The 23,505-nt window shown below is 41.8% G+C and carries 23 protein-coding genes; 2 read left to right on the forward strand and 21 right to left on the reverse strand.

What is annotated here, in order from left to right:
- The 6 genes from AB5754_RS02155 to asrA form a co-directional block, all read right to left on the reverse strand.
- Positions 1-882, reverse strand: coding sequence for a LysR family transcriptional regulator (locus AB5754_RS02155; RefSeq protein WP_368251543.1), 882 nt, complete (start codon positions 880-882; stop codon positions 1-3).
- A complete protein-coding gene (gene hemC, locus AB5754_RS02160; protein WP_368251544.1) occupies positions 876-1,781 on the reverse strand; it encodes a hydroxymethylbilane synthase in 906 nt (301 codons plus the stop codon). Before hemC ends, AB5754_RS02155 begins: the two co-directional genes overlap by 7 nt.
- Positions 1,768-2,751: a uroporphyrinogen-III C-methyltransferase gene (cobA, locus tag AB5754_RS02165; RefSeq protein ID WP_368251545.1), complete on the reverse strand. Its 984-nt coding sequence runs from the start codon at positions 2,749-2,751 to the stop codon at positions 1,768-1,770. Before cobA ends, hemC begins: the two co-directional genes overlap by 14 nt.
- 217 nt (positions 2,752-2,968) lie before the next feature.
- Positions 2,969-3,991 (reverse strand): sulfite reductase subunit C, encoded by a 1,023-nt coding sequence (gene asrC / locus AB5754_RS02170; RefSeq protein ID WP_311834561.1) that lies wholly within the window; start codon positions 3,989-3,991, stop codon positions 2,969-2,971.
- A 13-nt stretch (positions 3,992-4,004) separates the two neighbouring features.
- Entirely contained in the window at positions 4,005-4,835 is an 831-nt protein-coding gene (asrB, locus tag AB5754_RS02175; protein WP_311834562.1) for an anaerobic sulfite reductase subunit AsrB, read from the reverse strand.
- Positions 4,828-5,910 carry an anaerobic sulfite reductase subunit AsrA gene (asrA, locus tag AB5754_RS02180; RefSeq protein WP_311834563.1) on the reverse strand — a complete coding sequence of 361 codons (1,083 nt, stop codon included), beginning with the start codon at positions 5,908-5,910 and terminating at the stop codon, positions 4,828-4,830. Before asrA ends, asrB begins: the two co-directional genes overlap by 8 nt.
- Positions 5,911-6,278: 368 nt before the next feature.
- Between asrA and AB5754_RS02185 the strand changes: the two genes are divergently transcribed.
- Entirely contained in the window at positions 6,279-6,692 is a 414-nt protein-coding gene (locus AB5754_RS02185; RefSeq protein ID WP_368251546.1) for a DUF1622 domain-containing protein, read from the forward strand.
- A gap of 82 nt (positions 6,693-6,774) precedes the next feature.
- The gene (gene efbA, locus AB5754_RS02190; RefSeq protein WP_368251547.1) at positions 6,775-8,457 is read left to right on the forward strand and encodes a fibronectin-binding protein EfbA; all 1,683 of its coding nucleotides are present in this window, start codon (positions 6,775-6,777) and stop codon (positions 8,455-8,457) included.
- Positions 8,458-8,515: 58 nt separating this feature from the next.
- On the opposite strand, the gene AB5754_RS02195 is transcribed toward efbA, so the two are convergent.
- From AB5754_RS02195 to AB5754_RS02265, 15 genes are all read right to left on the reverse strand, one after another.
- Entirely contained in the window at positions 8,516-9,226 is a 711-nt protein-coding gene (locus tag AB5754_RS02195) for a carbonic anhydrase family protein (RefSeq protein ID WP_368251548.1), read from the reverse strand.
- A 17-nt stretch (positions 9,227-9,243) separates the two neighbouring features.
- A complete protein-coding gene (pyrE, locus tag AB5754_RS02200) occupies positions 9,244-9,879 on the reverse strand; it encodes an orotate phosphoribosyltransferase (RefSeq protein ID WP_368251549.1) in 636 nt (211 codons plus the stop codon).
- Positions 9,872-10,594, reverse strand: a complete 723-nt coding sequence (gene pyrF, locus AB5754_RS02205; RefSeq protein WP_368251550.1) for an orotidine-5'-phosphate decarboxylase — start codon at positions 10,592-10,594, stop codon at positions 9,872-9,874. Before pyrF ends, pyrE begins: the two co-directional genes overlap by 8 nt.
- Positions 10,591-11,523: a dihydroorotate dehydrogenase gene (locus AB5754_RS02210; protein WP_368251551.1), complete on the reverse strand. Its 933-nt coding sequence runs from the start codon at positions 11,521-11,523 to the stop codon at positions 10,591-10,593. Before AB5754_RS02210 ends, pyrF begins: the two co-directional genes overlap by 4 nt.
- A gap of 1 nt (position 11,524) precedes the next feature.
- Complete coding sequence (locus AB5754_RS02215; RefSeq protein ID WP_368251562.1) at positions 11,525-12,328, reverse strand: dihydroorotate dehydrogenase electron transfer subunit; 804 nt, start codon at positions 12,326-12,328, stop codon at positions 11,525-11,527.
- Between the two features lie 80 nt (positions 12,329-12,408).
- Positions 12,409-15,594 carry a carbamoyl-phosphate synthase large subunit gene (gene carB / locus AB5754_RS02220; RefSeq protein ID WP_368251552.1) on the reverse strand — a complete coding sequence of 1,062 codons (3,186 nt, stop codon included), beginning with the start codon at positions 15,592-15,594 and terminating at the stop codon, positions 12,409-12,411.
- Entirely contained in the window at positions 15,595-16,671 is a 1,077-nt protein-coding gene (locus tag AB5754_RS02225; protein ID WP_368251553.1) for a carbamoyl phosphate synthase small subunit, read from the reverse strand.
- A gap of 4 nt (positions 16,672-16,675) precedes the next feature.
- The gene (locus tag AB5754_RS02230) at positions 16,676-17,953 is read right to left on the reverse strand and encodes a dihydroorotase (protein WP_368251554.1); all 1,278 of its coding nucleotides are present in this window, start codon (positions 17,951-17,953) and stop codon (positions 16,676-16,678) included.
- Between the two features lie 18 nt (positions 17,954-17,971).
- Positions 17,972-18,904 (reverse strand): aspartate carbamoyltransferase catalytic subunit, encoded by a 933-nt coding sequence (locus AB5754_RS02235; protein WP_368251563.1) that lies wholly within the window; start codon positions 18,902-18,904, stop codon positions 17,972-17,974.
- A 36-nt stretch (positions 18,905-18,940) separates the two neighbouring features.
- Complete coding sequence (locus AB5754_RS02240; protein WP_311834573.1) at positions 18,941-20,212, reverse strand: solute carrier family 23 protein; 1,272 nt, start codon at positions 20,210-20,212, stop codon at positions 18,941-18,943.
- Between the two features lie 12 nt (positions 20,213-20,224).
- Positions 20,225-20,758, reverse strand: coding sequence for a bifunctional pyr operon transcriptional regulator/uracil phosphoribosyltransferase PyrR (gene pyrR, locus AB5754_RS02245; protein ID WP_368251555.1), 534 nt, complete (start codon positions 20,756-20,758; stop codon positions 20,225-20,227).
- A 249-nt stretch (positions 20,759-21,007) separates the two neighbouring features.
- Positions 21,008-21,910 carry an RluA family pseudouridine synthase gene (locus tag AB5754_RS02250; protein ID WP_368251556.1) on the reverse strand — a complete coding sequence of 301 codons (903 nt, stop codon included), beginning with the start codon at positions 21,908-21,910 and terminating at the stop codon, positions 21,008-21,010.
- Positions 21,907-22,368: a signal peptidase II gene (gene lspA / locus AB5754_RS02255; RefSeq protein WP_368251557.1), complete on the reverse strand. Its 462-nt coding sequence runs from the start codon at positions 22,366-22,368 to the stop codon at positions 21,907-21,909. Before lspA ends, AB5754_RS02250 begins: the two co-directional genes overlap by 4 nt.
- Before the next feature lie 3 nt (positions 22,369-22,371).
- Complete coding sequence (locus AB5754_RS02260; RefSeq protein ID WP_311834577.1) at positions 22,372-23,076, reverse strand: CBS domain-containing protein; 705 nt, start codon at positions 23,074-23,076, stop codon at positions 22,372-22,374.
- Positions 23,076-23,444, reverse strand: coding sequence for a hypothetical protein (locus tag AB5754_RS02265; RefSeq protein ID WP_368251558.1), 369 nt, complete (start codon positions 23,442-23,444; stop codon positions 23,076-23,078). The genes AB5754_RS02260 and AB5754_RS02265 overlap by 1 nt, the downstream gene beginning before the upstream one ends.
- Positions 23,445-23,505: the final 61 nt, after the last annotated feature.

Genomic DNA, 23,505 nt, shown 5'->3' on the forward strand with positions numbered 1-23,505 from the left:
CTAGTTGTCAAACATCTCGAATAAATCAAAATTGCGGATAATCTGTTCCACACCTGGATTTTCCCGACGATAGATAAAAAACATTTCATGAGCTGGCAGATCTTCCGTAAAGTTGATTTGACATAGCGTTTTTTGAGCAAGCTCCGTTTTTACAGAACTTGCATATAAAAAGGTAATTCCTAAATTTTTTGCTACAAAATCCTTCATCACTTGGTAATTGCCAATGTGCATACAGTCTAGATGGTGCTCAAAAAGTCCTTGCCCTTGCAATACTTGAATCACCAATTCCCCTAGACCTGACCCTCGCTCTCGCATAATTATGCGCTGATTTTGCAACTGAGGATAATCCACTACTCCTTTTGCTAACGGATTGTCTGGACTGCAAACACAAATCAACGGCTCTTTTCGAAAAAGGCGATGTTGAAAAGCCCGTCTGTCAAAGTCTCCTTCTACAAAACCGCAATCCAGCCGATCCAAATTCAAATCGTGGAGCAAGTCCCGGGTATTTTCGACTTGCAGATTTAAATGGGTGTTGGGAAAGCGCACTAAGAGTTTTGAAAAAGGCTCAGAAATCAAGTAATTCCCAATGGTAAACGTACAACCTACGTTAATTTCCAAGGGATATTCGTCGCTAAATAAAGAACTTAGCCCCACTTCCCCTTCTTTTTTCATCTTGGATACCAGTTTGTAAAGGTATTGTCCGGCTGCGGTGATGGATAGTCGTTTTTGCTTGTATTCAAACAAAGTCAAGCCCAGTTCTTCTTGTAACTGGGCGATATGTTTACTAACAGCAGGTTGAGTTAAATTCAAAACTTTGGCAGCCTCTGTATAACTCAATGTATCGCAAACGGTTAAAAACGTCAGATAGTGATAATCTAGCATCTCCTATCCTCCTCTTGTTGGGCCAAGATTTTTCTAGCAGCTTTTTCCCCTAAATCTTCTGGATCTTGACCGCGGACTTCTACTTGATAGCCTTTTCCTTCATCTGTCCCTAACATGCCTTGGAATGTTAGATGTCCCGCTTCTTTTTGCGCTAGTCCAGCAATTGGCACATTACACCCAGCACCAAAAACCCGTAAAAAGCTGCGTTCACATTGGATGCAAGACGTAACGTCCTCGTCACTGATTTCAGCTAAAAGATCACGCATTTCCCCACTGCGACTTTCAATGGCAATCACTCCTTGGCCAATCGCCGGTAAAAAAGCCGGAACTGCTAACCGTTCCATGCCTAGGTTTTTCTCCTTTAAAGGTAAGGGATAGCGTAAAAGCCCCGCTTCTGCCATCACAATTGCATCGTACTGTCCTTGGACTAATTTTTCCAAACGCGTATCAATGTTTCCCCGTAATGTCGCTACTTCCAAATCAGGACGAACTTGGCTTAATTGAAAACGGCGACGACGGCTACTGGTGCCAATGCGGCTGCCAGCTTTTAATGTGGCCAATGTCATTTTGGGATCACGAAAAATCAACACATCATAATAACTACTGCGTTCTGAAAAGGTCAAACCCAAACCGGCTTCTTCTGTAGACATTAAATCTTTCGCCGAATGCACCGCTAAATCAATTTCTTTGTTTAATAAAGCTTGCTGGATTTTTTTGACAAAAAGTCCTTGCCCTCCTAATAAGGCTAAATCCGTTTTCTGATCTTTATCCCCAGAGGTTTCAATAAAAACTTTGACAAATTCTTGATTAGGTTGAATGTCTCGTAAACGGGCAATGACTTGATCTGTTTGAATCTGGGCCAAGCGACTTTTTCTAGTGCCAACTTTAATTACCTTCATGATTCAGTCCTCCTGGCAAGCTTTCAAAGGCGGTTTTAGCCTCAGCAGATGCATATTCCACTTGATAGTGTTTAAAATCCAGCGCCATGCGTTCATGTAGGTCATCAAAGCGTTGATCATAGGCTTGTCCTACATAATAAGGATAAAAATCCACGCCTTTTGACGTGTAATAAAGCATGTCATCAAAGCTCAATGCTTTGTCTGTCACATATAAAAGACGCTTGCCAAAATCTGGTAATTGTTCAAACCAAGAAGGGGCCTCGCCATTTTTAGCAACTGGTCCCACCACTACTAAAGCGGGATTTTGCAATTCTTTTTGGGCTACTTTAGCAACCACAGTGGCAAGAGTGGCCACTACTTTTTCTTGACGTCCCCAGCTTTCCCATTGAATCACAGCTACTGGAAGATTAGGGTCTGCTTCTTGGGCAAGAAAATGCTGGCAGACTTCTGCCAAGCGTTCCATCCCCATGTAAATGACCACCGAACCTCCTTGGCTAATTTTAGCTAGTGGCTCTTTGGCAAACTCCACTAATTTTGCTGTAGGCGTACAAATCAAACATTTTTCACTGACGAAACGTTCGGTTACTGAAAAACCGGCATAAACTGTGGCAGAAGCACTGGTGATACCGGGGATGATTTCAAAAGGAACGCCTGCTGCTGTAAGGGTGGCTGCTTCTTCTCCCACACGACCAAAAATACTAGGATCGCCACCTTTTAAGCGCACCACTGTCAAGTCTTGACTTCCTAGGTCTACTAACTTTTGATTGATTTGCTCTTGTGTTAAAGTATGGCGCTGAGGTGCTTTCCCCACATAGTGCAACACGGCTTTTTTCGGTGCTAAATAAAGAAGTAGTGGATTGACCAGTCGATCATAGACCACCACATCTGCCTTTTTCAAAGCTTGAACACCTTTATAAGTAATCAACCCGGGGTCACCGGGGCCTGCTCCAACAAGATATACTTTTCCCATGAAAATCCCTCACTTTTACTAACTACTGCTGTCATTATCCGCTATTTTTGTAAAAAAACAAAGAGAAACCTGTTAGGTTAGCTGCTAGATCAAAATAGTTGTACTTCACTATGTAAACAAAGCTAAAAACAAAGAATACCAGGCTTACACTTCTAAGCCCGGTATCCAGTAATTCGTAAGGCAATTCGTTAAGTTCCTAATACAAATGATAAGATTGTTACTTAACATTCAAGTGTTGATCTAAAGGTTTCAAGTGAATATTACTGCGATATTCTTGCTCTGCCCAATACACATTGTCTGCAATCAAGGCTTCTTCATTTAATTCTACACCGGCTAACATAAATTCTTTGAAACGTTGGTAGCCCGCCCGGTCGATTAAATGACCGCCATGCAAGTATTCCGCTTTGCCTTCCAAGGCCCATTCGGAAAATGAAGGCCAGTTGGCAATGATTTGCAAGACCGCTTCTTCAGACAACCAGTTCGCAAACATTTTACCCATACGCGGGAATTGTTTCCCAGAACGGCCACCAATATAGATTTTATAAAAGACTTTTTCTTGACGAGACCAAGCTCCTGTAGGACAAACGCCGACACATTCCCCACAGCCCACACAGCAACAAGTGTCTTTATCAATTGTGCCTTGGTTATTCATTTCTAAGACACCGGTAGCGACTTTTTTACATTTCTTAACGCAGGCACCACAGGCGATACAACGAGAAGCATCGTAAACTGGACGAGTCACTCCCACAATCCCGATATCTTGAAATTGGGCTTTAACACAGTCGTTAGGACAACCGCCAATCCCGATTTTTACGTGATAAGGATTTGGGTAGATTAATTTTTCAATTTTGTGGGCCATATCCTGTGTATTGATATTGGCTTTAATACAGTGGATGCCACCGATACACGCGACTACGTTTCGGGGACCAATGTAAGGATAGCCCTTTGAAGTATCCATTTCAACCCCACACATATTGCATTCCATTTCATATAAGAAAGGCTCGATGTAAGCATTGACTTCTGGGACGTTTTTGGCTTTAATGCCAGGGATGTCAAAGGTCAAACGAGTCCCAATGTGGAAATTTCCATCTCCCCAAGTTTGGCACACGTGTTGGACCATTTCCAACCATTTTGAATCCATATAGTTACCAGCACAACGCAATTGGAGCATAAACTCTCCTGGAATCTTGGATTGGCGATAACATAATTGACGTAGTTCTTTTACATTGCAATCTTCCATTTTTTCCCTCTCCTTAGTCCTTCAAGTCTTTTGCTTCGGCATAGTTAAAGACCGGGCCATCCACACAGACATAGGTACTGTCAATACGGCAGTGACCACATTTGCCAATTCCACAGGACATGTTTCGTTCATAAGAAACCCAGATTTTATCATCAGGCACTCCAGCTTCCCCTAAACTCATTGTGGCAAAATTCATCATCACTGGTGGTCCCACTACCACACATTCATAATTGTCCCCAAAGCTTGAAAAAGGAATTTGTGGAATAAATTTCGTTACCAAACCAGTTTCCCAGTCTTGGTATTCTTCATTGTCCAAGGTGTAAACCACATGAAAATGTGGTGCATTTTTCCATGTCTCCAAAGTTTCTGTAAAAAGAATGCTTTCGGAATCTTTAAAGCCTAAAATTAAGTAAATTTCGCCGTAGTTTTCAGGATTTTGGCAAAGTTTTGTCACCAAAGTTTTAATGGGAGCTACCCCAGTCCCACCGGCTACGATTAACATATTTTTGCCAGCAAATTTTTCCAAGGGCCAGCCGTGTCCATAAGCCCCCCGCATGAAGATGGTGTCGCCTTTTTTCATGCTGAAAAGCTCTTTGGTAACTTTCCCTACGTTACGGATGGTGAAATCGCAATAGCCTTCCCCGTAGCCGGAAACAGAAATCGGTGCTTCACCCACACGTGGAATGGACAATTGCATAAATTGACCATCTTGAATTGGCAATGTGTTTTCCAAGCGGAAGGTCCATTCTGTTTTGCTTTCTTTGATGATTTCTAAAATTTTATGTCCTTCTGGCCGGACTGGATTATTGATTTTACTTTTAGTTGCTACTGCAGTATTAGACATGGTGTACGGCCTCCTTTTGTTTCTCTTGTGCCTCAACGCTCATTTCTTGACGAATTTCTTTCAAGGCTACATTGATTTTTTCTAAGGTTGCAGAATAGCTGATTTCTTCTGGACAGTCTGCATCGCAACGACCACAGCCGACACACATAGCTCCAGTGTTGAAACGAGCATCATGGGCATAGACTTTGTGCAAAATTTTGAAACGATAACGATCCCCGACTGTTTTACGGAAGCAATGGCCACCAGCCATAGTATCAAAGTCAGCTAACATACAAGAAGCACAAGTCCGTTTCCGTTCGCCTACATTGCGGTTTTCCGTGTAGCAGATATCCTTCGTAGTGAAGCAGGTACAAGTGCTACAAGCAATGGTACATTTGCCACAACCGATACAACGTTTTTCATATTCCAACCACATCGGATGCATCACCAAACGTTTGTATTCCTCTTTGTTATTGATATGGGGGAAATTGACTTTCAATTCATTTTCTTGGGGTGCTTTAATTTCATAATCAGAAGGTGTTGCCTCGGTAAAGTAAGCTGCAAATTCATTGTCTTTCACATTGACAAAGGCTTCGTCGTCTCTAAAAGAGACCGAGAAATCTTGTAAGTCGGTAACATTTGTGCCCAATGAGCAGCAGAAGCAGCCACTGTACTGTTCGGTACATTCCATCAAAACAAAATGAGCTTTTTCCCGCATTCTTTTATAGAAGTAATCTTCTTCATTGCCGTTTTCTAAATAGATTTGATCTTGAATTTTCACTGCGTTCAAATCGCAAGCCCGGCCAAAAATCAAAATGTCTCGTTCATCTTTGATTTTCGCTTCAGTAAATTCTTCCTCAGTAAAATAGAATAAGGTTTGTGAAATCGGGGTTAGAACCTCTTTCATGGAGAAAATCGAGCGGTCGTGAAATTCAATATCAGCATATTTTGTGACTTCTTTGTAGATGATCGTGTCATCTAGTGCGTAGCGTCCCCCGTTGTGAATCCGAACTGGGGCGTAAATGAGATAGTTCTCTGAAAGTTTTTCAAAAAGCGTATCCATTTCAACAGCGGATAAATGATAACTAGTTTCCATTTTCTTAACTCCTTTGTCCAAAATCGAAGTAATTTTGATTGGTGATTGTCTTCACATGGACCTTCATTAAGGTTATCTTAGCTTCTTGCTACCCTAAAAAAAACTAATGATTCGTTATTCGGCTATAACAAAACGTTATGCTTCACATAGTTAGAAATAAGGGAAATTGCTTATTTTGACCAAAATCCTAATTCAACAAGCTTTCCTCAGCACATTATTTTACTGAACAGAGCCTATATGTATATTTTTTCACATGCAACTGAGAAAAGTTATCAAAGAAAGTCGCTTTTTCTTCATCATAGAACTAGTTTTTATTCCATTGGAAGTTTGGTATCATGGAATTAAGAGGGCTGTACAAGGAGGAAACTATGGGACACCAAATCATGGAGCTTTTGATGCCTGCTTTTGATATTATTGTGGTAGGCTTGAATTTTTTATCGATTATCGTATTAATCTGGGGTGTGGTGATTTCGGGCTATGATTTTATCCGATCAGAATTACTTCATGTGAATCATGTGCGAGCCGCGCGGCATAACAATTTTATCCGTAACTTTTTAGGCAGTTACATTCTTCTTAGTTTGGAAATTTTAATTGCAGCAGATATTATTGAGTCCATCATTAATCCAACTACAGAAGACATTTTACGCTTAGCTGCGGTGGTGGTAATTCGGACCGTAATTTCCTACTTCTTACACCGGGAAATTCAAGATGCACTGGATGATGAGGAACAAAACATCGAACAGACTCAACGGGAAAAACGTGGTCCCATTAGTAAAGGCTGATCTTTATAGATTTGCCTTTTTCTTTTGTTTTGAGCTACTGTGTTATAATAAATGGATGAAATTACAGAAATGAGGGATCCTTATGTCTTTTGACGGGATTTTTACCCACTTAATGGTGACGGAGCTTTCTCAATTAGTCTCTGGACGGGTATCGAAAATTCACCAACCTTACCCAAATGAAATCGTCTTGGTTATCCGTGCAAAAGGGAAAAATCAAAAAGTGTTGCTTTCCGCTCACCCTACCTATGCTCGGGTACAGCTGACCCAGATGAACTATCATAATCCTGATACACCACCAAATTTCGTGATGATGTTGCGAAAGTATTTAGAAGGTGCCATTTTAGAAAAAATCAGCCAAGTCCAAAACGATCGGGTGATTCACTTTCACTTTAGTCGCCGTGATGAATTAGGCGACTTGCAAAATATCGTCTTAGTGGTAGAACTTATGGGTCGCCATTCTACGATTTTATTAATGAATCAAGAATCTGGTAAAATTCTCGATGCTATTAAACACATCGGTACGAGCCAAAACAGCTACCGCTCTTTATTGCCTGGCTTAGAATACGTAACCCCCCCGGCTCAAGATTTGCTTAATCCTTTTACTACTGAAAAACCAGTCGTCTTTGAAAAGTTATCCCAGTTACCAGAGCTTTCAGGTAAAGCCTTGCAACAAACTTTCCAAGGATTAGGTCGCGATACGGCAACTGAACTGGCTACACGATTGAATGCGCGCTCCAATGAAAAAATGCGGGTCTGGGAAGAGTTTTTTACTAGTCTGACTACTCAGTTGACTCCTACTCATTACACTGGGCAAAAAGAATTCTTTACTCCTGTCCTTTTTGAAAGCTTAGCCGCCCTTGATTATGAAAATTATGCCACATTAAGTGAATTATTGGACGCCTTCTACCACGATAAAGCCGAGCGAGACCGAGTGAAACAGCAAGGTGGGGAATTGATCCGCAAGCTAGAAAACGAATTGAAGCGAAATCAAAATAAACTTAAAAAACGGGAGCAAACTTTAAAAGATTCCGAGAACGCAGAAGAATTTCGGCAAAAAGGAGAACTGTTAACCACCTTCTTACACCAAGTACCTCGAGGAGAAAAAAGCGTCACCTTGGCTAATTATTATAACGAAGACCAGCCTTTAGCAATTACTTTAGATCCAGCTTTGACCCCTAATCAAAATGCTCAAAAATACTTCACTCGCTACCAAAAATTGAAAAATGCGGTGAAATTAGTGGGCGCACAAATTGCAGAAACAAAAGAAGAAATCCGCTATTTGGAATCCGTTTTAGCTCAGCTAGAAATCGCCGGTCCCATGGATGTAGCAGTTATTAAAGAAGAGCTGATCAATCAAGGCTATATTAAACAAAAAGGGAAAAAACGCAAAGAAAAACCTTCTCAACCAGAAGTCTTTCATGCTAGTGATGGCACAGAAATTCTCGTGGGTAAAAACAATCTACAAAATGACCAATTAACCTTGCGAAAAGCAAAAAAGACCGATACTTGGCTCCATGCCAAAAATATCCCCGGCTCCCATGTGATTGTCCGTTCACCGGAACCAACTGAGGAAACACTGCTAGAAGCAGCAGAACTGGCGGCCTATTTTTCCAAGTATCGCCATTCTGCTCAAGTACCGGTGGATTATGTTCAAGTCAAACACATCAGAAAACCCAATGGCGCCAAGCCTGGCTATGTAATTTATGAAAATCAAAAAACGCTTTATGTCACTCCTGAAGAAAGTGTTTTAAAACGCTTAAAATAAGCATAGAAAAAGCCGCAAATCAGCGGCTTTTTCTATGCTTTACATTCACTTTAAAACATTACTTTCTCTCCGACACGTAATAGACCGCTCTTCCCTTTTTATCTTGCAAAGGCCGGTTATTTCCCTGTAAGATCTCTTCATTAAACTGGGATAAAAAAGTACGGGAAAGTTTTCCTGGCTGGTCAAAGACAAACCAATTAATCGGCCCCTTAGTCGGTGGCGTGGTCAATGAGCCCACATAGTGAAAATGACTTCGCTGTTCCGGCAAAAAAAGAGTTGGGTCAAAAACTTCTAAATGTCGATCCATATCCCAAACTGTAGCTTTTCGTAATGGACCTTCAGCCAAAATCCCCTCTACAATTTCACACAAGACAGCCACTACTAAGTTATTTCCTTCATGATCCATATGCACCAAATGAATTTCCACCGGTTTTTGTTCACCATCAATCACATGTTCACTAGGTAAATGGTAATGAATGTCGGTTAAAGCGTAATCCTTGCCTTTAAAAGACACATAGCTCTCACACTCAAAGGGAATAAAGTGAATCGTATTTTTAAATTCCTTTTCCGTAAAACGCTCGGTTTGATAAGTAAACGTCAAACCGGTTGTTCCCAGATCAAGTGGTTCTACCTGCTGGTGATCTAAAGCAATTGGGGATTGATAAGGATAACTTGCACCTTTTTCATACCATTCACATAAGGTATGCCAGTATTCCGGTCCATTGTCCCCGGTGTAGCTCCAGGGAACATCCATATTACGCTTTACCATAGGCGCCCTCCTCTAACTTAGTCCGCTAACCAGTTTTCAGGATCTTCTTTAAATTTCTTCAATAGCTTTAAGTCAGCTTCGTTGATATAGTTACTTTCTAGCGCTGCTTCAATTAATGTGGAGTAATTGGTCAATGCCACCAATGGTACACCTGCTTCTTCAAAGTTTCTTTGGCCTTTTGGCAATTCGTAAGTGAAAATCGCTGCTACTCCAAGAACTTCTGCCCCTTCATTGTCTGCAGCTTTTGCCGTACCTAAAACCGATCCTCCTGTAGAAATCAAATCTTCAATGATGACCATTTTTTGACCTTTTTGAATCCGTCCTTCGATTTGATTGCCTTTGCCGTGATCTTTAGCTTTCGAACGAATGTAAACCATGGGCAAATCTAAAATAGCTGCAACCCAAGCGGCATGAGGTACTCCACCAGTCGCTGCGCCAGCAATCACTTCCGCATCTGGAAACTGTTCTTTGATTTTATCGGCTAAGCCTTGAGCGATTTGTTTGCGCACTTTTGGATAACTAATGGTAATGCGGTTATCACAATAAATCGGGCTTTTAATTCCTGAAGCCCAAGTAAAAGGTTCATTAGGGCTTAAAAAGACGGCTTCAATTTCTAATAAGTCTTTGGCAACTGCTACTGCTAAATTATTCATCTACGGTTTCCCCATTCCATTCATTTTTAATTGCAAGATACGCTTCATAAGGTTTTTTGGCTTTAGTAATTGGTCGTCCCACAACAATGTAGTCTGAACCTATTTTACGTGCTTCACTAGGGGTCATCACACGTTTTTGGTCCCCCACTGCAGCAGATTTTGGCCGAATTCCCGGTGTCAGACAAATAAAGTCTTCATTTGTTGCTTCCTTGATTTGTCTGACTTCATGGGCAGAACAAACCACACCATCAAGACCAGCTTTAGCTGCACATTTTGCATAATGGGTGACACTTTTTGCTAAACTAACGGAAATTAACTGATCATTTTGCATTTGAGCTTCTGAAGTAGAAGTCAATTGTGTCACAGCAATTAATTTAGGCACGGCTTGTCCTTCTGGTGTTCCGGCTATTAACCCTCTTTTAGCTGCTGTCATCATTTCAATGCCACCAGCTGCATGGACATTGGTCAAAGAGACTCCTAAAGCCGCCAAACATTTCATAGCACTTTCTACAGTATTGGGGATATCATGGAGTTTTAAGTCTAAAAAGACATCGTGGCCTTGGTCTTTTAAAAAACGGACGACAGTTGGTCCCTCACTGTAAAAAAGCTCCATACCCACTTTGACAAATAAAGACTCTTCAGCAGGAAAACTTTTTAAAAACTCTTGGACAGCTGCTAAGTGAGGAAAATCTAAGGCAATAATTGGTCGGCTCATCTTTTACGCTCCTCTCGTACTTCTTTTATTAATTGTTCTAATGAAGAAATACCTAACGCTTCCATCCGTTTTGGTAAAGCCTCAATAATTTGTGGACAAACATAAGGGTCAGCAAAATTCGCTGTTCCAATCGCCACTGCACTGGCTCCTGCCATATACATTTCCAAAACATCATCTACATCCATGACTCCACCCATACCGATAATCGGAATGTTTGTCACTCCAGCCACTTGATGAATTAAACGAATGGCCACCGGTTTAATCGCTGGACCAGACAGTCCTCCCGTTTGATTGGCTAAAATCGGTTTACGTGTCTTTAAATCAATGCGCATCCCCAATAGAGTATTGATCATCGTAAACCCATCAGCACCAGCGCCCTCAATTGCTTGGGCAATGGGAATAATATCCGTCACATTAGGCGAGAGTTTGACATAAATCGGCACTTGACTGACTTTTTTCACCGCCGCAGTCAAACTTGCCGCCACCACTGGATCCGTACCAAAGGCAATGCCCCCGTGTTTTACATTGGGACAAGAAATATTCAACTCAATGGCTTTCACATTAGGCGCTTGACTGATTTCTTCACAGACTTTTACATAGTCCTCTTCACAAGATCCCGCCACATTGGCTATAATCGGCAACTCGGGATAGTGTTCCGCTAAATAAGGCAAGTGTTCAGCCATTACCACTTCTAAACCAGGATTTTGAAGGCCAATGGCATTTAGCATACCACTGGGCGTTTCGGCAATTCGCGGCGTTTCATTACCAAAACGAGCAACTGGTGTAGTGGCTTTAATCATAATCGAACCTAATTTGTTTAAATCATAATACTGGCCATACTCTTTGCCAAAGCCGAAACAACCACTAGCAGGAATAATTGGATTTTTTAAGTCCAATCCAGGTAATTTGACGTTTAAAGGATTCGTCATTTTAAAAGACCACCTTTCCAACCGGGAAGACCGGTCCTTCGTCACAAACTTTCACACTTTTAGTGCCTGTTTCATCCCCTGCTACATGACAGACACAGCCATAGCAAGCACCAATCCCGCAAGCCATACGCGCTTCTAGAGAAAGTTGAGCATTGGGATGGTTTTGAAACAGTTGATCCACCGTTTTTAACAAGCCCGTATTGCCACAAGCAAAGACTGCGGCGGGCTTTTCACCTTGATACTTCATTAAAAGAGTCCCTACATGACCTTTCGTACCCAAACTACCATCATCCGTGGCCCAATAACAGTCTCCTAATTCTTCAAACAACTCTTTGTCGTATACCACTTCTTTAGTGGCAAATCCAAAGAAATGGACTGGTTTTGCTCCGAGTTTTTTTATTTGGCGAGATAACTCATATAAAGGTGGTACTCCAATTCCTCCCCCAACTAAGTAGACCGTATCACCAGATTGAACATCAGACAGATCAAAACCGTTGCCTAAAGGACCTAAAACATCTAGGGTATCCCCTGCAGTCAGTTTTGAAAACACACGAGTGCCAGCGCCTTCAATGCGATAAATCAACTGACAAGTCGCGTTTTCTTGGTCAATAGCATTAATACTAATCGGGCGTCGCAACAATAAATCTCCCCGCGGTACTTTAATATGTAGAAACTGTCCCGGGGTCTTCATTTCAGTGACTAAATTTCCTTGTAACGTTAGTTTAAAAATATTTGGTGCTAGTTGTCTTTGGGCCAAAACAGTCATCATTTCTTGTTTCAAAAGGAACTCCCCTTTTGTCCTAATGTGGACAGATAATTATGCTAGATTGTAGGAAAGCTATTTTCTAAGGTTTTCCCTCAGAAAATAGCTTCTCACAAATCTTATTAAATCGCTTGAGTAGAAAAAGCTCGGTCTTCCATAACTTTTAAAATTGCATCTGCAGTATCCAGAGAGGTAAATAACGGTACTCCATGCTCCACAGCTTCCCGCCGAATAATAAAGCCATCTTCTGAAGTCCCTTGGCGATTTTTGTCCATGGTGTTGATTACCAGCTGCGTCTTGCCATTACGGATAATGTCAATTACGGTTTCGTCACAGTCACTTTCTGAAATCTTGCAGACGGTTTTAACGGCGATGCCTTGTTTGGTTAAATACTCCGCTGTACCACTCGTAGCCAAAATCGAGAAGCCAACTTCAGCAAAGCGGCGGGCGAGTGCGACAGATTCTTCTTTGGCATCGTCGGCAATGGTGAATAAAACCGCACCAAATTCTGGAATCTTCAAGCCTGCTGCTTCAAAGGCTTTGTACAAGGCTTTTTCCAAACTACGGTCGCTGCCCATAACTTCCCCAGTGGATTTCATTTCAGGGCCTAAATAGGTATCAACTTTGAGTAATTTTGTGAAAGAGAAGACCGGCGCTTTAATGTGGACATTGCTGTCTTCTGGATAAAGACCAGATTCATAGCCTAAGTCTTTTAACTTCGTGCCTAAAATCGCCTTGGTAGCAATTTGCGCCATAGGAATGCCTGTGACTTTACTTAAAAATGGTACCGTCCGGCTAGCCCGTGGATTGACTTCAATCACATAGACTTTTTCGTCATGAATCACAAATTGAATGTTCATCATCCCGATGCAGTTAAGACCTAGCGCCAAACGTTGCGTGTAGTCCGCAATGGTTGCTTGAATTTCTTGAGAGAGATTTTGTGGCGGGTAAACTGCCATGGAGTCTCCCGAGTGAACCCCTGCTCGTTCAATGTGTTCCATAATCCCCGGAATTAAGACCGTTTCACCGTCACAAATGGCATCCACTTCACATTCTGAACCGGTTAAGTAACGGTCTACTAATACAGGATGTTCCGGTGAAGCTTTTACTGCATTGGCCATGTAATCTTCTAAGTCAGCTTGGTTTTCGACAATTTCCATAGCCCGACCACCTAAGACATAACTTGGTCGTACTAAAACCGGATAGCCAATCCGCTCCGCAATTTTCACTGCTTCTTGGGTATTGGTAGCTGTATCCCCAGGAGGTTGTGGAATCTCTAAATCTTTTAACGCTTGTTCAAAGAGATCTCGATTTTCTGCTCGGTCTAAATCTTCCGTAGTAGTCCCTAAAATCTTAACTCCTGCTTCATTTAATGGCTCGGCTAAGTTAATGGCAGTTTGTCCTCCGAATTGAACGATTACGCCCATGGGTTGTTCCAAGTCGATGACATTCATCACATCTTCAAAAGTCAACGGTTCGAAATACAACTTGTCAGAAATTGAAAAGTCCGTCGATACGGTTTCCGGGTTGCTATTCATAATAATCGCTTCGTAGCCGGCTGCTTGAATGGCTTTTACAGAATGCACGGTGGCATAGTCAAATTCCACCCCTTGACCAATGCGAATCGGACCTGAGCCTAAAACTAAGACAGATGGTTTTTCCGTTTTATGGCTTTCATTTTCAAATTCATAGGTACCATAGAAATAAGGCGTTTCGGATTCAAATTCCGCAGCACAAGTATCCACCATTTTGTAGACCGGTAGTATTTTATGGTCTTTTCTAAAATTGCGTACTTCATTAGCCGTCATTTCCCACAACTCAGCGATTTTTCGGTCCGCAAAGCCATTTTCTTTGGCTTCTTTTAAAACGTCAAGGTTCTCTGGTGCCGATTGTAACGCTTGTTCCAATTCCCAAATGTGTAGCAATTTATCTAAGAAGAACAAGTCAATTTTAGTTAATTCCGCAATTTCTTCAATGGTGTAACCGCGACGAATGGCTTCCGCTACATAAAACAAGCGGTCATCTTGAGCTCGCACCATCTTTTGGGTGATTTCTCCGTCTGATTTCTCAGCAAGTTCAGGAATTTCTAAATGATAAGTACCGATTTCCAATGAGCGCACCGCTTTTAACAGTGACTCTTCAATATTTCGTCCAATGGCCATGACTTCTCCAGTGGCTTTCATTTGCGTTCCTAATAATCGTTCTCCGCTTTCAAATTTATCAAAAGGCCAACGAGGAATTTTCGCTACAACATAGTCTAAAGCGGGTTCGAACTCTGCATAAGTGGTTTCGGTTACTGGATTTTTCATTTCATCCAATGTCAAGCCCACCGCAATTTTTGCTGCCAATTTGGCAATGGGATAGCCGGTAGCTTTTGAAGCCAAGGCAGAAGAGCGAGAAACCCGGGGATTTACTTCAATCACATAATACTTGAAACTCTTAGGATCTAAGGCCAGCTGCACATTACAGCCCCCTTCGATTTTTAGTGCCCGAATAATGGATAAGGAAGCATCTCGCAACATTTGATATTCATAATCACTTAAGGTTTGGCTAGGAGCAAAGACGATGGAATCCCCCGTGTGAATGCCCACTGGATCAAAGTTTTCCATATTACAAACCACAATGGCATTGTCAGCAGAATCCCGCATGACTTCATACTCGATTTCCTTGTAGCCGGCAATGGAGCGCTCGATTAAACATTGGGTTACAGGAGACAATTTCAAGCCATTTTCTGCAATCAAGCGTAATTCTTCTTCATTGTCGCACATACCGCCACCAGTCCCCCCTAAAGTAAAGGCAGGACGAACGATGATGGGATAACCGATGCTATTGGCAAAGTCTACTGCTTCTTCTACGGTAGTCACAATTTCCGACTCAGGAATTGGTTCCCCTAAGTCTTCCATTAATTGTTTAAACAAATCCCGGTCTTCCGCTTGGTCAATAGCTGAAAGCTTGGTGCCTAAAAGTTCAATGTTTAATTCTTCTAAGATGCCGGATTTAGCTAATTCCATGGCCATGTTTAAGCCGGTTTGCCCGCCTAAAGTCGGTAAGATGGCATCAGGATTTTCTTTGCGTAAAATTCGCGAAACAAATTCAAACGTAATTGGCTCAATATAGACTTTATCCGCAATTTCTTTATCCGTCATAATGGTAGCGGGATTGGAGTTGACTAAGACAACTTCATAGCCTTCTTCTCGCAATGCCAGACACGCTTGCGTCCCTGCATAGTCAAATTCCGCGGCTTGGCCAATAATAATCGGACCAGAGCCAATCACCATAATTTTTTTAATATCTGTGCGTTTTGTCATTTAGTTCTGCTCCTTTCCGGCATCCATCATTTCGATAAATTCATCAAACAAATGTAGCGCATCATGGGGTCCCGGAGCTGCATCCGGGTGAAATTGTACGGTGAAGGCTGGGTATTTTTTATGCCGGACGCCTTCTACTGTCCCATCATTCACTTCCACATGGGTCACCAGTAATTGTTCTGGATCAATGGATTTTTCATCCACGGCATAGCCATGATTTTGCGAGGTAAAATCAATTCGTCCGGTAGCAATTTCCCGTACTGGGTGGTTTAATCCCCGGTGACCGAATTTCATTTTAAAAGTGTCGGCACCATTGGCTAAAGAAAAGAGCTGATGGCCTAGGCAAATTCCGAAAATCGGTACTTTCCCTTGAATTTCTTTAATCATTTCAATCGCTTCCGGCACACTTTTAGGATCTCCCGGTCCATTGGTTAACATGACCCCATCAGGTGCCAGTTCCAAAATAGTTTCTGCCGGAGTATTGTAAGGTAAGACGGTTAAGTTACAGTTACGATTGGATAGTTCCCGTAAAATCGAATGTTTCAAGCCAAAATCAATGACCACCACATTGTGCCCTACTCCAGGACTTGGATAAGGTTTCGCTGTGGAAACTTGTTCCACTTGATTGGTGGGCAAGACCACGGCTTTTAATTGGTCATAGGCATGGGTGAAGTTTTCCTCAGAGACAATAGAGGCTTTCATTGTTCCCGCTTGACGAATTTTCCGGGTTAACGCTCTCGTATCAATGCCAGCAATGCCGGGGATATCTTTTTTCTTCAAAAATTCATCTAATGACATTTGACTGCGCCAGTTACTAGGACGGCGGGCAAATTCTTTTACCACTACCCCTTTACAAGTCGGTGCAATGGATTCATAATCATCGCGATTCACCCCATAATTTCCCACCATGGGATACGTAAAGGTAATGATTTGCCCGTTAAAGCTTTGGTCAGTAATGGTTTCTTGGTAACCCGTCATACTAGTAGTAAAGACAATCTCCCCAGAAACATTTCCTTCTGCGCCAAAACCTACCCCTTCAAAATGCGTACCATCTTCTAATATTAACCATCGTTTCATCGTTTTACTCCCCTTTTTGCCAAACTAATTGGCCACCTACAAATGTGTACATGGTGTCTCCCATGGCTTTCCAGCCAGTAAATGGTGTATTTACGCCTTGAGATAAGAACGCTTTGTCGTCAATCACGTATTCTTCGTCAATGTTAAAGACTGCTAAATCTGCTGGTTGGCCGATTTCTAGGCGCCCACACTTCAGTCCAAAGATTGCCGCTGGTTTCACCGCCATCCAATTGATCACTTGTTCCAAAGTAAAGCGTCCAGTTTTAACAAAGTGAGTGTAGATTAATTGAAAAGCATATTCTGAACCCACAATGCCAAAAGGCGCTTTTAAAAAACTTTGATTTTTTTCTTCAAAACCGTGAGGCGCATGATCCGTCGCAATGCAGTCGATGGTTCCATCTAGCAAACCTTCAATTAAGGCGTTTCGATCATCAATCCCTCGCAATGGCGGATTCATCTTCCAATAACCAAAATCTTCTGGAATATCTTCATCGGCTAAGATCAAATGGTGAGGAGAAACTTCTGCTGTCACATGAACTCCAGCTTTTTTAGCATCGCGAATTACGCGAACACTTTCTTTTGTGGACACATGGCAGACATGATAATGACAGCCAGTCTCTTCAGCTAAGATCAAATCCCGGGCAATTTGAGAAGATTCTGTGGCGCTTAAAATTCCTGGTAAGCCTAATTCTTCTGCTTTTTTACCTGCGTGCATTACGCCCCCAAAGAGTAATGACTCATCTTCGGTATGGGCAACCAAAGCCATATTATTTTTGGCTGCTTCTTTCATCGCCAAGTACATGGTCCCGGCAGTTTGCACTCCCACACCATCATTGGTGAAAGCAAAGGCGCCGGCAGCTTTCAATGCTTTTTGGTCTGTTAATACTTCGCTGCGAAGTTCTTCCGTAATTGGCGCATATTGCAAGACATTAACTCGTGCATCTTTTTTAATGATTTCTTGGACGGCGTTAAACTTTTCTACCGTATCCGGTACGGGATTTAAGTTAGGCATGGCACACACTGTAGTGAAACCTCCGCGAGCAGCCGCCGCACTACCAGATTTAATGGTTTCCTTATAAGTAAAACCAGGCTCCCGCAAATGAACATGGACATCCACCAACCCTTGGGTGATCAATTGCCCTTTGGCGTCAATTACTTGGTCAAAGTCTCCCGTAAAGTCTGTACCAATGGCTTTGATGAAGCCATCTTCAATCCAGATGGCAGCTGGTGTCGTTTCATTTTCATAAGTATTAATTTTGCCGTTTTTAATCAGTGTTTTCATTGCTTTCGCCCTCCTTGTTTATGCCCGTCCTGCTAAAATCGCTTCTAAAATCGCCATGCGTACGTAAACACCATTCGTCATTTGGGTTACAATGCGGGATTGCAACCCTTCTACTAAGGCATCTGCTAACTCCACATCCCGGTTAACCGGCGCTGGGTGCATAATAATTGCCTCTGGTTTCATTTGTGCTCCCCGTTTTTGGGTTAAGCCATAACGTTTGTGATAGTCTGCTTTAGTAAAGCTTTGATTTTCTTCATCCTGATGACGTTCATGTTGCACCCGTAACATCATCATGACATCTACTTGTCCTACCAATTCATCTAGCGGTAAAAAGCTACCGTACACATCAAAACTATGATCATACCACTGAGGCGGTCCAGAGAAGAAAACTTCTGCCCCTAGGCGTTTTAACATTTGCATATTGGATTTTGCTACGCGGGAATGAGTAATATCCCCCACAATGGCTACTTTTAAGCCTTCAAAGCGGCCAAATTCTTCGTAAATCGTCATCAGATCCAACAAGCACTGGGAAGGATGCTGTCCACTGCCATCACCACCGTTTACAATGGCGCAATGAATGGTTTTGGACTGAATCAACTGATCATAGTAATTCTCATCCCCGTGACGAATCACTGCCACATCCACTCCTAATGCACTCATGGTGAGAACCGTATCATAGAGGGTTTCGCCCTTTTGTACCGAGCTGTGACCGGCATCAAATTCAATAACTTCCAAGCCTAGTTTTTTCTCTGCGACTTCAAAACTTTTATGGGTTCGGGTACTGTTTTCAAAAAACAAATTAGTAGCAAAGTATTGCCCTTTTTCTGGTGTCCATTTTGCTCCTTTTTTGAATTCTTGCCCCCGCCTTACTAACCCCATAACTTCTTGGTCACTTAAGGCCTCCACACTTAACAAATGTTTTAAACTAATCCGTTCTGATTGGATGATCATCATCATTTCCTCCTAAATCGTTTGTTGAGGATTTTTTTACCCTTCACTGCGAGAGGTTTCCGGTAAAATCAAGTTTAAGATAATCCCTAAGACTGTCGCCAATGCCATAGCCGATAATGTGAACGTCCCTGCTTCTACGTAAAGTCCGCCGATGCCAATAACTAGAATCACGGAAGCGATAATCAAATTTTTCTTTTTGTCAAAATCAATTTTGTTTTCAATCAAAATCTTTAAACCACTTGCTGCAATTACACCGAACAAGATAAAGCTTATTCCGGAAATCACTGGATTAGGAATACTTAGAATCAGTGCGCTGAGTTTCCCTACAAAACCAAGAATAACTGCTAGAACTGCTGCACCGCCGATAACAAAGACGCTATGGACACGAGTAATGGCTAAGACCCCAATATTTTCTCCATAGCTAGTTACAGGAGGCCCGCCCACAAAACCAGCAACAATTTGCGCTAAGCCATCGCCCATTAATGTTTTATGCAAACCAGGCTCTTGGAAAAAATTCCGTTTGGTTAGTTTGTTTAAGACCATCAGGTGGCCAATGTGTTCTGTCATAGTCACAAAAGCGATTGGAGCCATGGTGATAACCGCACTGGCATAAAATTTCGGTTCATAGGTGACAAAGGGTACTTGGAAATCAGGTAACGCAAACCAAGCGGCTGATTGAACCCCACTTAAATCTACCACCCCCATGACTAAGGCAAAGAGATAGCCACAGATAATCCCTAGTAAAATTGGGATTAAGCCTAAGAAACCCTTCAAAAACATATTGAAGAAAATCGTAATGCCCAATGTGACCAAAGCCACGATTAAGTAAGAAAAATCGTATTTACCGTTGTTTAACATGGCATTGTTAGCCGCATTCGCTGCTAAGCCCAATCCGATTACCATAATCACGGGTCCCACTACAATGGGTGGTAAAATTTTGTCCAACCAAGCTGAGCCAATTTTCTTGACTAAAATTGCCACAATCAAGTAAACCAAACCAGTAGTCATCGCGCCTTGGGCAATCGCAGGATAGCCATCTGTCTTCATTAACAGCTGCATAGCCGCAATAAAAGCAAAACTAGAACCTAGATAAGCAGGAATTTTGCCTTTCGTGACAAACAAGTAAACTAAAGTTCCCAAACCAGAACTGACTAAGGCAATGCCGGGATTGATTCCCACTAAAATTGGGACTAAAACCGTTGCCCCAAACATGGTAAACAAATGTTGAAGACTTAACCCTAACCAGACGAAGGGTTTGGGTTTATCCTTAATATCTAAAACTACATCGTCATTATGAAATTCTGCCACGCTGCTTCACTCCTAATTTTTAATCAAAATGCGATCGGTATCATCGCTTTCTTCCATCTCTACAATAATTTCTTCAGATTGAGCAGTAGGAATATTTTTCCCAACATAATCTGCCCGAATCGGCAATTCTCGATGGCCTCGATCTACTAAAACCGCAAGTTGAATCTTATTCGGACGGCCAAAGTCCATAATTGCATCTAATGCAGAACGAATGGTCCGACCAGTGTAGAGTACATCGTCTACCACGATGACTTCTTTGCCTTCAAGGTTCACCGGGATTGCGGAAGAATGAACTTCTGGATCTTCCAAACTTTTGTCTTTCACATCATCACGATACAAAGTAATGTCTAATTCTCCTACTGGAACCTCAATGTCTTCTAATTGTTTTAAGCGTTCCGCAATGCGCCGGGCGATGAAAATCCCACGTGTTTTAATTCCTACTAAGACCAAATCCTCAAGTCCTCGATTTCGTTCAATAATCTCATAGGCGATTCGAGTCAACGCCCGTTTCATTGTTACGGCATCTACTACTTCTTTTACTGCCATTGTATTCCCTCCACTTTCATTATTTAATAACCATTTTCCATAAACAAAAAACCTCTTGCCCAGAGGACAAGAGGTTTGGTTTTAGTCTAAACTAGTACCGTTTTCGGGTACCGTCATTTTTGAGTTGCATTTTCCACAGCGCACTGCGGGATTCAACTCACCATTCCTTCTTAGCCTCACGGGACTAACTTAAAGGTTATTTATTTTTCTGTTAGGTATAAGATACACTTCTTCATTCAGTAAAGCAACTTATTTTCGTAATTTTTCCAATGTTTTTTGAAAAATTTCCGGGATTGGCGCTTCAAAAGTTAAAAATTCGCCAGTTCGGGGATGTTCGAAGCCTAAAACTTGGGCGTGGAGAAACTGACCATTGCCCTTTAATGTTTTTTTCGGCCCATATACAGGATCTCCTGCTAAGGGATAGTCGATGTATTTCATATGCACCCGAATCTGGTGAGTCCGTCCCGTTTCTAATTGCAATTCCACTAAAGTAAACGCTGCAAAACGTTCTAAAACTTGGAAGTGAGTCACTGCGGGTTTGCCTTCTTCAATGACCGCCTGCATTTTCCGATCGGTTTTGGAACGACCAATAGGTGCCTCAATCACTCCTTTTTCATGGGGAATAACTCCATGTACTAAGGCTACATATTTGCGCAAAGAAGTCTTTTCTTTTAATTGTTTAGCTAATGACTCATGGGCGAAATCATTTTTGGCAATCATTAACAAGCCCGAGGTATCCTTATCAATGCGATGAACAATTCCTGGACGAATCACATCATTAATTGAAGACAAGTCTTGCATGTGATACAACAAAGCATTTACCAAAGTACCATTGGGATGTCCTGCAGAAGGATGAACCACCATCCCTTGTGGCTTGTTGACGACCGCCACATCCTGGTCTTCATACACAATGTCTAACGGAATATTTTCAGGGATTAATTCTAAAGTGGAGGGCTCCGGAATGGATATTTCCACTTGATCGTAAGGCTTGGTTTTGTAATTTGCCTTAACCACTGCTCCATTAACAGTGACTAAGTCTTCTTTTAACCATTGCTGGATTTGGGAGCGACTGTACTTGGCCAGTTGTTCACTGAGCACTTTGTCAATCCGGCCACCTTTTTCTTTCAGTTGAAGCTTGATTTGTTCCTTCATTTTGTCTTCCTTTCAAAGCGCTCTTCAAATAAAGCATAAATAAAGACGAGGGCAACCCCAATCGTCAAACACATATCCGCCACATTAAAGATCGGAAAATTGATAAAATCCGTTTGGAACATATCCACTACATAACCCAAGCGCATGCGATCGATAAAATTCCCTAAAGCCCCTGCAATGACTAAACTCAAAGCAAAGGAATAAAACTTGCTGCCTTCACGATTTTTCCATAATAGCCAAAGGCAGACTGGTACTGCAATAAAAGTTACTAGGGCAAAAAACCACATTTGTCCTTCTAAAATGCTCCAAGCTGCTCCGCTATTTTGAAAATACGTTAAAGAAAAAACATCGGGGATTACGTTCAGTGCTTCCCCTAAACTTAAATTACTGACAATCCAGTATTTCATCAGCTGATCGGCCACTACCAATAAGGCCGCAATCACTAAGTAACTAATCAAAAATCATTTCTCCTTTGCATTTGCCCCGTAGATATCCCGTGGTCGAATGATGCCCAACAAATTGCCGTTAGGATTCCCATCTTTCGTAATCAAGATTGCTTCAAGCAAATTTTCGTTTTCAAATAATTGTTTTGCTTCTGTCACCGTAGTGGTACTAGAAACAAAGGTATAATTGGTGACTTTCCCATCTTTTAACAACAAATCCGCGGCGGTTTTGCCTCCCAGTTTAATATCACCAGTTTGACTTTCTTTGGCAAACCAATACCCAAGTGCCCGTAATGTAATCAGTCCTTTGAAGTTTCCTTGGTCATAGATAGGAAATTGAGAATAGCGTTTTTCGGCAATGGTGCGCAAAATTTCTTTTACCGGCAGGGTAATCTCAAATCCGGTCACCCGTTTACCAAATTTAGGTAAAACCAATTCAGGTTTTAGTAATAGTGATTCGATTTTGGTAATCCGCTCAATCACCCAGTCATTGGGTTCCGCAATGACAAAATCTTCTCCCACCCGTTCGTGGACAATGGCATTCCTAAGTTGCGCCATTTGTAATAAATCCTCACTGATTGCTCGTACTTCGGGATTTTTTTGTTTATTTAAGCGACGAACCATTTCACTAAATCCCATATTTCGCGGATTGCCCAATTCCTCTCGCAACCATTTTTCGATTCGATTAAAACTTGCTAAAAAAACATCAGCTCGTTCCCCCATCAGGGCACCTCCTTAATAAGATACGCTCGTGAACATAGACGATACATAATCAAAAAATACAAGACTAACCCCGCCAAAAAAGCCCCTAACCCTTGAGATAAAATAAATAGCAAGCCAAATAATAAGAGATAAATCAGTACAAAAGCAGGATTCATAGTAACTTCTAAGGTTTGATCCTGATTAGCTTGAATCTGATAGGGTTGGCTTTTTAAAAGAAAAAAAGAAACTTGAATCTCTACTGGTTGATTCGGTAATTCAAAAACCGCTTGCTTTTGGTTAGAAAGTAAACTTTTTTGATGATTCACTTTTAATGTTAACGGACTACCCATACCAAAAAAGCCCGTGTTACGAATAATAGTAATCCGCATAATAGCTCCCCTCTTTTCTGTCGAAAGCTCTTTTCATTATCCCCGATGGACTGGGAAAAGA

It is taken from the genome of Enterococcus sp. 2201sp1_2201st1_C11_2201SCRN_220225 (genome assembly GCF_040925905.1).
Lineage (GTDB): Bacteria > Bacillota > Bacilli > Lactobacillales > Enterococcaceae > Enterococcus_C > Enterococcus_C asini_A.

Excerpts from the sequence above, each read along its gene's own strand:
- AB5754_RS02155 (WP_368251543.1), bottom strand. The coding sequence starts at position 882 with ATGCTAGATTATCACTATCTGACGTTTTTAACCGTTTGCGATACATTG.
- hemC (WP_368251544.1), bottom strand. The coding sequence starts at position 1,781 with ATGAAGGTAATTAAAGTTGGCACTAGAAAAAGTCGCTTGGCCCAGATT.
- cobA (WP_368251545.1), bottom strand. The coding sequence starts at position 2,751 with ATGGGAAAAGTATATCTTGTTGGAGCAGGCCCCGGTGACCCCGGGTTG.
- asrC (WP_311834561.1), bottom strand. The coding sequence starts at position 3,991 with ATGGAAGATTGCAATGTAAAAGAACTACGTCAATTATGTTATCGCCAA.
- asrB (WP_311834562.1), bottom strand. The coding sequence starts at position 4,835 with ATGTCTAATACTGCAGTAGCAACTAAAAGTAAAATCAATAATCCAGTC.
- asrA (WP_311834563.1), bottom strand. The coding sequence starts at position 5,910 with ATGGAAACTAGTTATCATTTATCCGCTGTTGAAATGGATACGCTTTTT.
- AB5754_RS02185 (WP_368251546.1), top strand. The coding sequence starts at position 6,279 with ATGGGACACCAAATCATGGAGCTTTTGATGCCTGCTTTTGATATTATT.
- efbA (WP_368251547.1), top strand. The coding sequence starts at position 6,775 with ATGTCTTTTGACGGGATTTTTACCCACTTAATGGTGACGGAGCTTTCT.
- AB5754_RS02195 (WP_368251548.1), bottom strand. The coding sequence starts at position 9,226 with ATGGTAAAGCGTAATATGGATGTTCCCTGGAGCTACACCGGGGACAAT.
- pyrE (WP_368251549.1), bottom strand. The coding sequence starts at position 9,879 with ATGAATAATTTAGCAGTAGCAGTTGCCAAAGACTTATTAGAAATTGAA.
- pyrF (WP_368251550.1), bottom strand. The coding sequence starts at position 10,594 with ATGAGCCGACCAATTATTGCCTTAGATTTTCCTCACTTAGCAGCTGTC.
- AB5754_RS02210 (WP_368251551.1), bottom strand. The coding sequence starts at position 11,523 with ATGACGAATCCTTTAAACGTCAAATTACCTGGATTGGACTTAAAAAAT.
- carB (WP_368251552.1), bottom strand. The coding sequence starts at position 15,594 with ATGACAAAACGCACAGATATTAAAAAAATTATGGTGATTGGCTCTGGT.
- AB5754_RS02225 (WP_368251553.1), bottom strand. The coding sequence starts at position 16,671 with ATGAAACGATGGTTAATATTAGAAGATGGTACGCATTTTGAAGGGGTA.
- AB5754_RS02230 (WP_368251554.1), bottom strand. The coding sequence starts at position 17,953 with ATGAAAACACTGATTAAAAACGGCAAAATTAATACTTATGAAAATGAA.
- AB5754_RS02235 (WP_368251563.1), bottom strand. The coding sequence starts at position 18,904 with ATGATCATCCAATCAGAACGGATTAGTTTAAAACATTTGTTAAGTGTG.
- pyrR (WP_368251555.1), bottom strand. The coding sequence starts at position 20,758 with ATGGCAGTAAAAGAAGTAGTAGATGCCGTAACAATGAAACGGGCGTTG.
- AB5754_RS02250 (WP_368251556.1), bottom strand. The coding sequence starts at position 21,910 with ATGAAGGAACAAATCAAGCTTCAACTGAAAGAAAAAGGTGGCCGGATT.
- AB5754_RS02260 (WP_311834577.1), bottom strand. The coding sequence starts at position 23,076 with ATGGGGGAACGAGCTGATGTTTTTTTAGCAAGTTTTAATCGAATCGAA.
- AB5754_RS02265 (WP_368251558.1), bottom strand. The coding sequence starts at position 23,444 with ATGCGGATTACTATTATTCGTAACACGGGCTTTTTTGGTATGGGTAGT.